Origin of the sequence: Arthrobacter sp. SLBN-122 (genome assembly GCF_006715165.1) — a bacterium.
Lineage (GTDB): Bacteria > Actinomycetota > Actinomycetes > Actinomycetales > Micrococcaceae > Arthrobacter.
In genome coordinates, this window is the sequence record NZ_VFMS01000001.1 from 463,387 (window position 1) to 475,831 (window position 12,445).

The following is a 12,445-nucleotide window of genomic DNA, read 5'->3' on the forward strand; positions in this document are numbered from 1 at the left end:
ATGTGTTCCCTGCCCGCGCGGGCAGGGAACGTCCTACTTGACGATGCCCTTGTCCTTCAGCCAAGCGGTTGCCGCCGCCTTGGCGTCCTGCTTCTGGCTGCCGCTGACAGCTCGGTTGAGGTTGATCAGGTCGTCGGTGGTCAGCGTGCTGGACACGGAGTTCAGCGCCTGCTTGGCCTTGTCCGTCATCTTCGCCTTGTTGTACAGCGGGAGGACCTGCTGGGCGATGAAGTTGTTCTTCGGGTCCTCCAGCACCACGAGGTCGTTGTCAGCGATGGACGGTGTGGTGGTGTAGATATCGGCCACCTGCACCTGGTCCTCCAGCAGCGCCTTGAGCGTCACCGGGCCGCCACCGTCACTGAAGGGCTCCAGCTTCTTGGGGACGCAGTTGTAGTTCTTCTTCAGTCCGGGCAGGCCGTAGGCACGCTCGGCGAACGTGGCCGGGGCCCCCACCACGATCTCGCTGCAGACCTTGGCGAGGTCCTCGATGGACTTCAACTGGTACTTCTCGGCGGTTGCCTTGGTGACCACCATTGCGTCCTTGTCCTCGGCCTTGGACACGTCCAGAACGCCCAGGCTGTCCGGCAGTTTGCCGGGCAGCGCCTTGGCGATATCGCCGGCGGAAACTTCCTTGGCTTCCTTGTCTACATAAAGGAGCAGGTTGCCGCTGTAATCCGGCACCACGTCAACGGACCCGTCCTGGACCGCCTTGAAGTAAACCTCACGGGAGCCGATGTTCGGTTTGGTGGTGGCGGTGATGCCATTGGCGTTCAAGGCACCGGCGTACAGCTCGGCGATGATCTGGCTCTCCGGGAAGTCGGCGGAACCCACCACCAGCGAAGTTGCTCCGCCCGATGCGCCGCCAGTTGCAGCGGGCGAGTTGCTCAGCGGGTCGGACGAACCACCGCAGGCGGACAGGGTGATTGCCAGGCCAAGCCCGGCGGCCAGGCCGCTGAACGCCCGCCTGCCAAGGCGCTGGGGACGGCTATCTTTCATGACTTACCTCCTTGTACAACAGTCTCCGCAACAACGGGGTCTGTGAGATCAACCGCAGCCTCCTGGCTGCGGTAGGACAACTTCAAGGCGCCCTGGGTCAGGAACAGCCTCTGGAACAGGGACAGGACGAGGTCGACGGCGATGGCCAGCACCGCGATGAGGAGGGAACCTCCCAGCATTTGGGGGAAGTCGCTCAGGACAAGGCCGTCGAAGAGATAGCGGCCCAGGCCACCGAGATTGATGTAGGCGACGACGGAGACGGTGGCGATCACCTGCAGCACGCCGGTCCGGAACCCACCGAACATGACGGTGAGTGCGTTGGGCAGCTCGGCCCGGAACAGGACCTGCAGTTCAGTCATCCCCATGGCCCGGGCCGCGTCCACCACGTTCCGGTCCACACTGGAGATGCCGGCGTACGTTCCGGCCAGCAGCGGGGGCACGGTTAGGATCACCAGCGCCCAGATCGGCGGCATCAGCCCGATGCCGGCCAGCAGCACGAACAGGATGAGCAGGCCAAGGGTGGGCAGGGCGCGCAGGGCTCCCGCCAGCGCGACTACGGCCACCCGGCCCCTGCCGGTATGTCCCACAAACAGCCCCACCGGGACGGCGACGGCAGTGGCGATCAGCATCACGAGTCCGGTGTACTGCAGATGCTCCCCAAGCCGCGCGGGGATGCCCATGCTGCCGGACCAGTGCAGCGGGTCGGCCAGCCAGGACAAGGTGTCGGAGAAGACGTTGCTCACGCTGTTTCTCCTGCCATGGTCGTCGCCCGATTCGCAGCGGCCGGCCCGCCGGTGTCCCCATGCCCGCGGTCCCGCCGCGTTCCTGCCCGCTCCCACGGGGTGAGGATGCGTTCCAGCAGCACGAGGACAGCATCCATCACCAGCGCGAGGACCAGGATGGCGACGATCCCCACCACCACCTCGGTGACGAAGTCACGCTGGAGTCCATCGGTGAAGAGCATGCCCAGGTTGCCGACACCCAGCAGGGCCGCAACGCTGACCAGCGAGATGTTGCTGACGGACACCACGCGCAGTCCAGCGAACATGACCGGCAGGGACAGTGGCAGGTCAACCTGAAGGAACCGGGCAAGAGGCTTGAACCCCATGGCCTGGGCGGCCTGGCTGACGTCCGCGTCGACGGAATCGAAGGCATCCAGGGCGGCCCGGACCAGCAGTGCCACCGCGTATATGGTCAGCGCCACCACCACGTTGAGGGGATCCAGGATCCGCGTGCCCAGGATAGTGGGCAGGATGATGAACAGGGCCAGGGAGGGAATGGTGTAGAGGAGTGAGGAGGCCGTCAGCACCAGGGAGCGGAGGGCCCTGTTCTTCCGTGCCAACTGCGCCAGCGGGATGGAAATCAGCAGGCCAAGGACCATGGGAATGAGCGCCAGCACCAGGTGCTGGCCGCCGCGTTCCAGGATCATGCCGGTGTTGGCCAGGAACCATTCCATCAGAGGGCAGCCTGCCGCACCTGGCGCGCTTCTTCGATCAGCGCCAGGACCTCACCGCCGCGGACCACGCCCAGCACCCTGCCGTCGGAATCCACGGCAACACCAAGGCCCGACGGCGAGGACAGGGCCGCGTCCAAGGCCCGCCGCAGGCTCTCCCCGGGACGGAACAGCGACCCGCCCGGAACGAGTTCGGTCTCGGTGCCCGGCGCGGACCATCCCAGGGGGTGCTTGTCAGCGTCCACCACCAGCTGCCAGTCACCTGCAGCGCCGGAATCCGATTCATAACCTGATGGCGAGCGGACAATGGTGGGCACGGAATGAATGGCCACGCCGTCGGAAGGGGTGAAGCCCAGGTGGCGGAAGCCACGGTCCCGTCCTACGAAGGACGCAACAAAATTGTTGGCCGGTGCCCGCAGGATTTCCTCCGGGGTGGCATATTGGGCGAGCTTGCCGCCAGTGGCGAAGACAGCCACTTTGTCACCGAGGATGGTGGCCTCGTCGATGTCGTGGGTCACGAACACAATGGTCTTGGCCAGGTCCTTCTGCAGGCGCAGCAGTTCCTGCTGGAGTTCGTCGCGGACAACGGGGTCCACCGCGCTGAACGGCTCATCCATGAGCAGGACGGGCGGGTCGGCGGCGAGCGCGCGGGCCACGCCAACGCGCTGCTGCTGGCCGCCGGAGAGCTGGGACGGGTACCGCCTGCCCAGGGAATGCGCCAGGCCCACCACGTCCAGGAGCTCTTCCGCCCTCCTGCGGGCGTCGGCTTTGGAGACGCCGTTCAGCCGGGGAACAGTGGCGATGTTGTCCAGGACGGAGCGGTGCGGCAGCAGTCCCGCCGACTGCATCACGTAGCCCATGGACCGGCGCAGTTCCGCCGCCGGAACCGTGGTGACGTCCCGGCCGTCCACGGTGATGGTCCCGGAGGTGGGTTCCACCATGCGGTTGATCATCCGAAGGGACGTTGTTTTACCGCAGCCGGAGGGGCCCACGAAGACGGTGACGGCGCCTTTTGCGATGGACATGGTCAGGCCGTCCACCGCGGGCTGGCCGCCCGGGTACTGCTTGGTGACGCTCTGGAACTCGATCATCGCCTGGTCCATGGTGCGGACTTACCTGTTCTCTTGGACGGGCTGTTGACAGCACCGTGACCTTGCCATCAGCACGCTGATAGTTACGCTAGCCCAAACGGGGGCAGGCTTCAGCAGGTGAAGCCCTAATCCACGCAAAGGAATCCCTACTGTGACCATTCGGTACCCACGTGCGTGCGGTGGGTACCCAACGCCGGGCAGGCCTAAAGTGGAGGCGTGACCAACTTGGAAGTTTCACCGCAGCAGGAAGTTTGTCCGCCCGCCCCTGCCGCCGGGACGTCGGGTCCCTGCCTCCAGCTGTGGCCTGAGCGCGAGGTGCCGCTGGGCGGGGTCCGCGCCATGAACGTCAAGCGCACCCTGCCCCAGCGCGGACTGCCCACCATCGGCGCGTGGTGCTTCCTGGACAGTTTTGGACCGGACCGCACGGCCATGTCCGTCCTCCCCCATCCCCATATCGGGCTGCAGACGGTGACTTGGCCGCTGGCGGGGCACATCCGCCACCGGGACAGCGTAGGCAGCGACGTGCTCGTGCGTCCCGGGGAGCTGAACATCATGACAGCAGGCCACGGGGTATCGCACTCCGAGTTCGCTGTGCTGCCTGCCGACGGCGGGGAGTTGCCGGTGCAGCGGGGCCTGCAGCTTTGGGTGGCCCTTCCCGGCGAGGACCGGCACCGGGAGCCGGCGTTCGAACAGCACCGGGAGCTGCCGCGCGCCGCCGGCCACGGCTTCACGGCCACCGTCATGGTGGGGGAACTTGCAGGCGTGGTGTCCCCCGCAACAATGTATTCGCCTATTGTTGGCGCGGACGTTTCCTGTGAAGGGGATGCAGTGCTGCCGCTGAACCCCGGCTTTGAGCATGGCATCCTGGTGCTCGACGGCGGCCTGGCGGTGGACGGGCAGGACCTGCCGGCGGGTCCACTGGGCTACTTGGGCACCGGCCGCAGCGAACTCCGGATGGAGGCCCGCCCCGGCACGCGGTTCCTGCTGATTGGCGGTGAGCCGTTCGGTGAGGAACTGCTCATGTGGTGGAACTTCGTGGGCCGCACCCATGACGAAGTGGAACAGGCCCGGGAGGATTGGGAAGCGCAGGCCGGGCTGCCGGATGCCGAAACGACCGCCGCCCGTTACGGCCTGGTGCCCGGCCACGGTCCGGATGCCGGGGCGGAGGCCGGCCGTATTCCCGCTCCCCCGCTCCCCGGCGTCCGGTTGACCGCGCGGAAGCGCGCCATCGATTAACTAACCTGCCGGCTGACCAGTACGTCTGCCAACCTGCCACCGGAAGCCGTGGCCAATCGCCTGCTGCCGTCAGCCCGGCTCTGCCAGCAGCTGCAGGACACCGAACACGGGTTCCTGGTCCAGGACCCGTACGTCCCTGATGCCGTCTGCTTCGAGGTTCCGGCGGAAGGACGCCTGCAGCGGTGCCACGTTCATGCCCAGCCCGCCGCCCAGGATCACGGGGCCCTGGATCTTCAGTTGGCCCAGCACCTGCCCGGCCAGTGCAGCAAGGTCCCGGCCGGCCTGGTCCAGCAGGTCCGTACTGTCCCGGTGACCGGCAGAGGCCGCCTCCACAACGTGCCGGGCCTGCTGCGCCCAGAAGCGCCGTCCCGTGTCCGGGGAGTGGAACAGCGCAATGAGTTTGTTGGGGTGATCAAGCCCGCAGGATGCCAGGAGGGAAGCAGTGAGCTGGTCAATCGGCAGGCCCTGGTTCATCCTCCGCAGGCTGTGCCGTACCGCTTCCCTGCCCAGCCAATATCCGCTGCCTTCATCCCCCAGAAGGTATCCCCATCCGCCTGCCCTGGCCTCGCCGCCGTCGGCGTTGCGTCCCCAGGCGGCCGAGCCGGTACCTGCAATTACCGCCACTCCCGTGTTGGCACGTCCCGCGGCCAGCAGCAGGCGGGAGTCGTGGACAACGGTGATGCCGGCCTCCGGGGCCAGCGGCTGGATCAGGGCAGCCAGGGCGGCGGCGTCGTCGTCCGTGTCGATGCCGCCGGAGCCCGCATAGACCCGGTCCACGCGCCCGCCGCCGATCCTGCCGAAAAGCTCCGCCAGGTTGCGTGCTGCCTGGTCGCGGCTGACGTTCTGGACGTTGGAGCTCCCAGCAGAATCGTCAGCGACGGGGATTCCGTTCTCAAAGCGGACGCCGTGCGTCTTGGTGCCGCCGATGTCCAGCCCGATCGTGGTGCCGTGCAGTGGAGTGCCCGGCGCGCCCGCGACGTGCTGAACAGGAGGGGTTGAGGGGTTCTGGGTGTTCGTCACGTCACAAGGGTACTTGCGGCGTGGCTTGGGGGCGCGCCGCATACCCTGCGTGACAGCCGCACCATTGCCGGCCGTCGCGGGGTGATGGTCCGTTCAGCGGCCTGCCCTGGTCACCAGCCCGGCCAGCAACCCGGGCCCTTCGGCCACCACCAGTTCGCGGAAGAGCCTGGCCGGAACGGGTTCGGTATCGGGTCTGCGGCGCCGCCAGCTGACTCCGACTTCCCGGAAGGCGAGCGCGGAGTCCAGCGGTACTTCCACCCAGCCCAGGTCTCCTGTCTCCGGGCGCAGCGTCCTGCCGGGGGCATCCCCGCCAGGCGGCAGGATGCTCACGCCGAGGCCGGCAGAGACCAGCCCGCGGACGGTGTGCGAGTCCTGGCTTTCGAACGCGATCCGTGGCCGGTAGCCTGCTTCCCGGAACAGCGCATCGGTCAGCGAACGCAATCCGTATCCGGGGCCCAGCGCGACGAACGGTTCAGTCCTGATATCGGCCAGCCGCGCACTGCGCTGCCGGGCCAGGGTGTGCGCGTGATGCACCACCAGCCGGAGCGGCTCCCGGTACAGCGGCGCGGAATCGAGGTTTTTGCCTGCCTGCGCCACGGGAGCGGTGAGGGCCAGGTCCGCTTCCCCCGACGACAGCTCGTCAAGGCACGCGCTCCGGGCACCCTGGTTGAGCCGGAACCCGGCCCCGGGGTGCCGGGCACGGAAGGCGCTGATCAGCAGCGGCAGGGTTGCTTCGCCGAAGGTGTGCTGGAAAGACACAGACACAGTGCCCCTGACCACCTGTGACTCATTCCGAACCAGGTCCAGGCCGGCCTGGAACTCCGCGAGCGCCTGCTCGATGTAGGGCAACAGCGTGCGGGCTGCGGGCGTCAGGCGGACGCCGCGGCCGTCCCGGACCAGGAGTTCGGTGCCGACGGCGGCGCTGGCCCTGGCCACTGCCCTGCTAACGGTTGATTGGGGTACTCCGAGGAGTTCCGCGGTCTCCGTCACGTGTTCAGTCCGGCCCAGTTCGGCGAGTACGGGCATGAGGGGCAGCAGCTGCACCAACTGCTTGCGGTCCGGTTCCATGTCCTCTCCCCTGCCTCACCACCGGACGCCTCCGCCACCGGAAGACCGTTCCGTTATTGCTATCAGTGTTGCACGAAACATGCATTGGAGGCATCCATTGCAAGAGGGCTACGCTGGCTTGATGCCACAGAACGCGAGCTCCGGCACCCAGGCTTCCCCCGCCTGGAACGGCCACCCCAAAGGGTCCCGGGCTTATGGGCGGATCCTGGCTGGCCTGTCCTGTGCCGGCGTGGCCACGTTTGCGCAGCTCTACTCCACGCAGGCGGTCCTGCCCCTCCTGGCGGCCGATCTCCAGGTCACCGCCGCCGAGGCTGCCCTTACCATCTCCCTGGCCACGGTCGGGCTGGCAGCCACCGTCATTCCTTGGTCCTTCCTGGCGGACAGGATCGGGCGGGTGAAGGCGATGATGTGGGGCATCTCGGCAGCCACGGTCCTGGGACTGCTGGTGCCGCTGTCCGCCAACTTCGGCATGCTGCTGGTGCTGCGCTTGCTGGAGGGCATGGCACTGGGCGGCATCCCCGCCATCGCCATTGCCTACCTCAACGAGGAAGTCAGCAAAGCCCACGCCGCGCTTGCAGCGGGAAGCTATGTCGCCGGCACCACGTTGGGAGGACTGTCCGGACGGCTCGTGGCCGGCCCCGCCGGCGAGCTCTGGGGCTGGCGGTCGGCAGCCCTGGCCGTTTCCCTGCTGGCCACCCTTGCCGCCGTCGCCTTCCTGGTCCTCGTGCCGAGGGCCCGGGGATTCGTCCCGGCCCGCGCCGGCTTCCGCGGCGCCATCCGGACGCTCGGAGAACACCTCCGGAACATCCGGCTGCTGGCCCTGTACACCCAGGCCTTCCTGATGATGGGCGGATTCGTGGCCGTCTACAACTATCTGGGCTTCCGGCTCTCCGGTGCCCCGTTCGGGCTGCCCGCTACCGTGATCAGCCTGATCTTCCTGGCCTATCTGTCCGGCACCTTCTCCTCCCGCTGGGCAGCGGGGATGACTTCCAAGTACGGGCGCCGGAACGTCCTGCTGGGTGGGCTGGCCCTCGCCGCCGGCGGACTCGCCCTGACCCTCACTCCCTCCCTGGTGCTGATCCTCACCGGCCTGGTGGTGTTCACCGGCGGCTTCTTCGCCGCCCACAGCATCGGGTCCGGCTGGACGGGAGCCATTGCCAGCACCGGCCGTGCCCAGGCGGCATCGCTGTACAACCTGGCCTACTACCTGGGCTCCAGCCTCCTGGGCTGGGCAGGCGGCCTGGTCTTCCAGGCCTGGAGCTGGAACGCCCTCGCCGGGGCCGTGATTGTCCTGGCATGCGTCACGGCCGCAACTGTCGCCGTCGTGCATCCCCGTCCGGAAACTGCCGCTGCCTGATGCCCTGCACCCCGAATTAAGCGGTTTCAGCTGCAGCTGGCATGGTGTGGATGTTCGGCAGGACGCGGGCCTGTGGTGCCGTTGGCGGAGATACCCCGGTCTAGGATGAACGAAGGACCGTGTGGAAGGAACCGCAGTGAGTACGAATGCCAGGAACACCAGGCCCGGAGCGCACCTGGAGCCGCTGGACGCCATTGACGAGCGCCTCCTGGCGGCCCTCGTGGCGGACGCCCGGATCTCCAACAAGCAGCTCGCCGAAATGGTGGGGATTGCGCCGTCCACCGCTTTGATGCGCACCCGGGCCCTGTCCGAGCGCGGCATTGTTCAGGGCTATGAGGCAAAGCTGAGCTTGTCTGCCATCGGCAGGTCGGTGCAGGCCCTGGTGGCCGTACGGCTCCGTGCCCATGACCGGGACCAGATCGACCGCTTCACTGCCCGCGTGCCGCACCTGCCCGCCGTGCTGTCCACCTTCCACACCTCAGGTTCCGTGGACTACCTGCTGCACATTGCCGTCGGAAGCACCGAAGACCTGCGGGACTGGGTCCTGGACAATCTGGCTACCGACCCCGTGGTGGGGCACACGGAAACCACACTGGTTTTTGAACACATCCAGGGCAACCACGGTCCGCTTCCGGACTAACCCCGCCGCGGGACGGGCGCCTGCATCAGGCCCCGGCCGGCTCCTTTGCCTGCCGGGTGAACGTGGCGGCAAGGGTTGCGGCGGACAGGGCGAGTGCCGCCGTCCCGCACAGGAGAACGAAGCCCTGCACGGCCGCTGCCATGCCGAACACGGCGCTGGCCCAGCCCAGGCCCAGGACCGGCACCGCGCTGCCCAGGTAGGTAATGACGTAGACGGTGCTGATGATCTGTGCGTGGCGGGCAGGCTCCACCCTGGCCGCCACATCGTTGAAGACGGTCCGGAACGCTATGCCCTGCCCCAGGCCGGCGGCCACGGCAGCCGCAACCAGCAGTGCTGGGCTGTGCCAGGCGCCGGCAGCACCCAGCAGCATGACGGAGACGCCCAGGACAGCCAGCCCGGCGGGAACGGCCAGGCGGCCGCGCAGGGTCACGAGCTGGCTCAGTGCCGACGCCCCCAGCGGCAGGCCCGCCAGCACCCCAATCAGCGGCCGCGAATCGGTGCCCAGGACCTGCGCGAAGTAGCCCGGAGCCAGCGACAGGGAGAAACCAAACACGGCAAAGCTCAGGAAGCCGACGCCGGACGCCAGCCAGAAAGCACCTCTCGCCTGGCGGGATACGGAAGGGCGGCGCGGAGCCAGGGCGTGCAGCGGCCGGGACACTGCCGGCACCATGATGGCCGGGCGTGCGCGGATCAGGTAGAGCGGGACCAGGAGTGCGGCTAGGAGAAGCGAGTGGACGACGTACGGGGCGGTGGTGGCACCGGGAAGCAGCGAGAGCAGCCCGCCGATGACCGGGCCGGCCGCCACACCCCCGGAGGACGCCAGCAGCGTAAAGCGTGATGCCCACTCCGGCCGGGACGGGAGCAGTTCGCGCAGGGCCGCCGCGCTGGCTCCCGTGGCAAGCGCAACCGCGGTTCCCTGCAGCGCCCGTCCGGCACACAGGGCAACCAGCGTGCCGGCTTCGGCGAAGATCCAGCCACCCGCCAGTCCGGCGAGGACAGCCACCAGGAGGGCGGCGCGCCGGCCGATATGGTCCGACCAGTGCCCGGCCAGCAGCAGCGTCCCCACCAGCGCCAGGACATAGCTGGCGAACGCCGCCGTCACCTCGAGGCTGGACAGCCCCAGGTTGGCCTGCAGCAGGGGGTACAGCGGCGTGGCAAGGTTGGCCCCTACCAGGAGCATGAAGATGACCGCCCCCGAAATCACCAGCCTGGCCGTTGTGGTGGCATCCCACCCGGCAGTGGCCGTTGCCGGGCGCATGCGCAGTTCGCTGAAGACCGTCATTGTGCCGCCTTAGGGTCGCCGCGGCAGGTGGTCCTTGTGGGAGCCCGGCGCGGATACAACTGTGATGGTTCAACAGTGCGGCACGGCTGCTACTTTTCGCCGGGTTCGAAGGGATAATTGAGCAAAATCATCAAGTTATGGATACCAGAGTGATGGAGAGTGACGATCTTGAACAAGTTGGACCCCACGGACCTGAAGATCCTCCTGGCCCTGATCCAGGATCCGCGGATCCAAATCGGCGAGCTCAGCGAACACCTTGGCATTGCCCGCAATACGGCCCAGTCGCGGGTTCGCCGCCTGCTGCGCACCGGGGTGCTGCGTCCGGGCGGACGCGAGGTTGATCTGGATGCCGTGGGCTACGACGTGGTGGCTTTCGTGACCATTGAGGTCTCGCACCGGGAACTCGACGGCGTCGTGGCAGCGCTGCGGCTCATCCCGCAGGTCCTTGAAGTCCATGAAATCTCCGGCCGCGGCGATGTCTGGTGCCGGGTGGTGGCCACGGACACCCACAATCTCCAGTCGTCCCTGCGGCAGGTCCTGAGGATCAAGGGCGTCATCCGCACCGAGACCGTTCTGGCCCTGCACACCCACATCCCGTACCGCACCGAGCCGCTGATCAGCGGCCTCAGCAGCGCGGCAGCTCCGGCGGCTAGGATTTCCTGAATGACCATCATCGATAACGCCGTCTACGTCAACGGCGTCCGTCACGCGGAGCCTGACAGTCTTGAGCAGACCTTTGAGACCCTGTCCCGGCACGGCGGTATGGCGTGGATTGGTCTTTACCGGCCCACCAAGGAGGAAATGGCGGCGGTGGCGAGCGAATTCGGGCTCCATGCCCTTGCCGTGGAGGATGCCGTTTCGGCCCACCAAAGGCCCAAACTGGAGCGTTACGACGACAACCTGTTCACCGTCCTGCGGCCGGCCCGGTACGTGGATGCAAATGAAACCGTGGAGTTCGGCGAACTCCATGTCTTCACCGGAAAGAACTTTGTGGTGACTGTGCGCCATGCCGAAACCGCAGGTGTTGCACGCGTGCGGCAACGGCTGGAAGGAAGGCCGGACCTCCTCAAGCACGGACCCGAAGCTGTGCTCTATGCCCTGCTGGACCGGGTGGTGGACGACTACGCGCCGGTGGTGGCGGGGCTGGAAAACGATATCGACGAGATTGAGGACCAGCTGTTCAGCGGCGATTCCTCGGTGTCCCGGCGAATTTACGAACTGGCGCGGGAAGTCATCCAGTTCCAGCGGGCCATCCATCCCCTGCCGGAGATGCTGGACCAGTTGAAGCGCGGCTTTGAAAAGTACCAGGTGGAGAGCGAACTGCGGCACAGCCTGCGTGATGTGGAAGACCACGTTGAGCGGGTGATCTCCCGGGCGGACTCCTTCCGGGATTTGCTGCAGAACGCCCTGACCCTGGACGGGACACTGACCGCCAACCGGCAAAACGAGGCCAGCGCTGAGCAGAACGAACAGGTCAAGAAGATTTCATCCTGGGCGGCTATCCTGTTTGCGCCCTCATTTGTGGCCGGGATCTACGGGATGAACTTCGACAACATGCCCGAACTCCACTGGTCCTTCGGTTATCCCCTGGCGCTGGTCCTCATGGTGGCGGCAGGGGGCCTGATGTACGGCATCTTCAAGAAGAAGGGCTGGCTCTAGGGATTTCGGCCCGGGCAGTCTTTCCGGTTGCCAGCGCCACACGCGCGTTGCCTGCCGCGTGCACCAGGAGGGAAACCACCAGGAAGGCGATGAGCACCTGTCCGGTGGCCCCCAGCACCCTCAGCCAGCCGCCGTCGAGCGTTGGGTCGAGGAAGTCGTAGACGTACCACCCATCCAGCCCGCCGCGGATCCACGAGAAGGCAAGGAACGCCACAGGGTAGCCCAGCCAGGCAAGCGGCCGCCACCAGGGACCGCGGACTGTCCGGGTGACAAGAATCCAGTCAAGGGCGGCCACCAGCGGGGCCAGGCGGTGGTGGACCATTTGCGGCCAGTACAAATCCCAGGTCCACCATGGCTCTTCCGGCGGAGCCACAAGCACGATGTAGATGACCCCGTCATGACCAGGTACAGGACCAGCGCGCCGAACATCTGGTCCCACCACAGCGGCAGCCGGGCACGCCGCCGCGCTCCTGAAATGATCAGGACAAGCCCAAAGGCGAGATTCCCCTGCACGGTGAATTCGGAATACAGCTGCGGAATGTCCACGTCGTTGCCGGGCAGGGTGGCGTCGACGGTCTTCTGGACGATGGCGGCGAGCACGACGAACCCCACGAGGATCCGCATTGCACGGACCCATGGGCGG

At 67.0% G+C, this 12,445-nt stretch carries 13 protein-coding genes; 5 read left to right on the forward strand and 8 right to left on the reverse strand.

Annotation, left to right across the window (positions count from 1 at the left end; all coding sequences use genetic code 11):
• Positions 1 to 33: 33 nt before the first annotated feature.
• Genes FBY36_RS02060 through FBY36_RS02075 form a run of 4 tightly spaced genes read right to left on the reverse strand, consistent with a single transcriptional unit; the run spans position 34 to position 3,552 of the window.
• Entirely contained in the window at positions 34 to 996 is a 963-nt protein-coding gene (locus tag FBY36_RS02060) for an ABC transporter substrate-binding protein (RefSeq protein WP_142117109.1), read from the reverse strand.
• A complete protein-coding gene (locus tag FBY36_RS02065; RefSeq protein ID WP_142117110.1) occupies positions 993 to 1,739 on the reverse strand; it encodes an ABC transporter permease in 747 nt (248 codons plus the stop codon). Before FBY36_RS02065 ends, FBY36_RS02060 begins: the two co-directional genes overlap by 4 nt.
• A complete protein-coding gene (locus tag FBY36_RS02070; RefSeq protein ID WP_142117111.1) occupies positions 1,736 to 2,452 on the reverse strand; it encodes an ABC transporter permease in 717 nt (238 codons plus the stop codon). The genes FBY36_RS02065 and FBY36_RS02070 overlap by 4 nt, the downstream gene beginning before the upstream one ends.
• Positions 2,452 to 3,552, reverse strand: coding sequence for an ABC transporter ATP-binding protein (locus FBY36_RS02075; RefSeq protein ID WP_142117112.1), 1,101 nt, complete (start codon positions 3,550 to 3,552; stop codon positions 2,452 to 2,454). The genes FBY36_RS02070 and FBY36_RS02075 overlap by 1 nt, the downstream gene beginning before the upstream one ends.
• A 204-nt stretch (positions 3,553 to 3,756) precedes the next feature.
• Between FBY36_RS02075 and FBY36_RS02080 the strand changes: the two genes are divergently transcribed.
• Positions 3,757 to 4,776: a pirin family protein gene (locus tag FBY36_RS02080; protein WP_142117113.1), complete on the forward strand. Its 1,020-nt coding sequence runs from the start codon at positions 3,757 to 3,759 to the stop codon at positions 4,774 to 4,776.
• A 69-nt stretch (positions 4,777 to 4,845) separates the two neighbouring features.
• Here FBY36_RS02080 and FBY36_RS02085 read toward each other — a convergent pair whose 3' ends face one another.
• Together FBY36_RS02085 and FBY36_RS02090 are read right to left on the reverse strand one after the other, a co-directional pair.
• Positions 4,846 to 5,796 (reverse strand): BadF/BadG/BcrA/BcrD ATPase family protein, encoded by a 951-nt coding sequence (locus FBY36_RS02085; RefSeq protein ID WP_200830415.1) that lies wholly within the window; start codon positions 5,794 to 5,796, stop codon positions 4,846 to 4,848.
• Positions 5,797 to 5,889: 93 nt separating this feature from the next.
• On the reverse strand, positions 5,890 to 6,864 hold the full coding sequence (locus tag FBY36_RS02090) for a LysR family transcriptional regulator (protein WP_142117114.1): 975 nt from the start codon (positions 6,862 to 6,864) through the stop codon (positions 5,890 to 5,892).
• A gap of 121 nt (positions 6,865 to 6,985) precedes the next feature.
• Between FBY36_RS02090 and FBY36_RS02095 the strand changes: the two genes are divergently transcribed.
• The gene (locus FBY36_RS02095; protein ID WP_142117115.1) at positions 6,986 to 8,221 is read left to right on the forward strand and encodes an MFS transporter; all 1,236 of its coding nucleotides are present in this window, start codon (positions 6,986 to 6,988) and stop codon (positions 8,219 to 8,221) included.
• Positions 8,222 to 8,357: 136 nt separating this feature from the next.
• Positions 8,358 to 8,861 carry an Lrp/AsnC family transcriptional regulator gene (locus FBY36_RS02100; protein ID WP_026265760.1) on the forward strand — a complete coding sequence of 168 codons (504 nt, stop codon included), beginning with the start codon at positions 8,358 to 8,360 and terminating at the stop codon, positions 8,859 to 8,861.
• A 25-nt stretch (positions 8,862 to 8,886) separates the two neighbouring features.
• Here FBY36_RS02100 and FBY36_RS02105 read toward each other — a convergent pair whose 3' ends face one another.
• On the reverse strand, positions 8,887 to 10,143 hold the full coding sequence (locus tag FBY36_RS02105) for an MFS transporter (RefSeq protein ID WP_142117116.1): 1,257 nt from the start codon (positions 10,141 to 10,143) through the stop codon (positions 8,887 to 8,889).
• A gap of 168 nt (positions 10,144 to 10,311) precedes the next feature.
• On the opposite strand from FBY36_RS02105, the gene FBY36_RS02110 reads away from it, so the two are divergent.
• Entirely contained in the window at positions 10,312 to 10,806 is a 495-nt protein-coding gene (locus tag FBY36_RS02110) for an Lrp/AsnC family transcriptional regulator (protein WP_200830553.1), read from the forward strand.
• Complete coding sequence (gene corA, locus FBY36_RS02115; protein WP_142117119.1) at positions 10,807 to 11,802, forward strand: magnesium/cobalt transporter CorA; 996 nt, start codon at positions 10,807 to 10,809, stop codon at positions 11,800 to 11,802.
• Here corA and FBY36_RS02120 read toward each other — a convergent pair.
• A complete protein-coding gene (locus FBY36_RS02120) occupies positions 11,780 to 12,439 on the reverse strand; it encodes a Pr6Pr family membrane protein (RefSeq protein ID WP_235008675.1) in 660 nt (219 codons plus the stop codon). The two genes, corA and FBY36_RS02120, sit on opposite strands and share 23 nt — an antisense overlap.
• Positions 12,440 to 12,445 lie beyond the last annotated feature (6 nt).

Excerpts from the sequence above, each read along its gene's own strand:
- FBY36_RS02090 (WP_142117114.1), bottom strand. The coding sequence starts at position 6,864 with ATGGAACCGGACCGCAAGCAGTTGGTGCAGCTGCTGCCCCTCATGCCC.
- FBY36_RS02060 (WP_142117109.1), bottom strand. The coding sequence starts at position 996 with ATGAAAGATAGCCGTCCCCAGCGCCTTGGCAGGCGGGCGTTCAGCGGC.
- FBY36_RS02070 (WP_142117111.1), bottom strand. The coding sequence starts at position 2,452 with ATGGAATGGTTCCTGGCCAACACCGGCATGATCCTGGAACGCGGCGGC.
- FBY36_RS02075 (WP_142117112.1), bottom strand. The coding sequence starts at position 3,552 with ATGGACCAGGCGATGATCGAGTTCCAGAGCGTCACCAAGCAGTACCCG.
- FBY36_RS02095 (WP_142117115.1), top strand. The coding sequence starts at position 6,986 with ATGCCACAGAACGCGAGCTCCGGCACCCAGGCTTCCCCCGCCTGGAAC.
- corA (WP_142117119.1), top strand. The coding sequence starts at position 10,807 with ATGACCATCATCGATAACGCCGTCTACGTCAACGGCGTCCGTCACGCG.
- FBY36_RS02105 (WP_142117116.1), bottom strand. The coding sequence starts at position 10,143 with ATGACGGTCTTCAGCGAACTGCGCATGCGCCCGGCAACGGCCACTGCC.
- FBY36_RS02120 (WP_235008675.1), bottom strand. The coding sequence starts at position 12,439 with ATGGGTCCGTGCAATGCGGATCCTCGTGGGGTTCGTCGTGCTCGCCGC.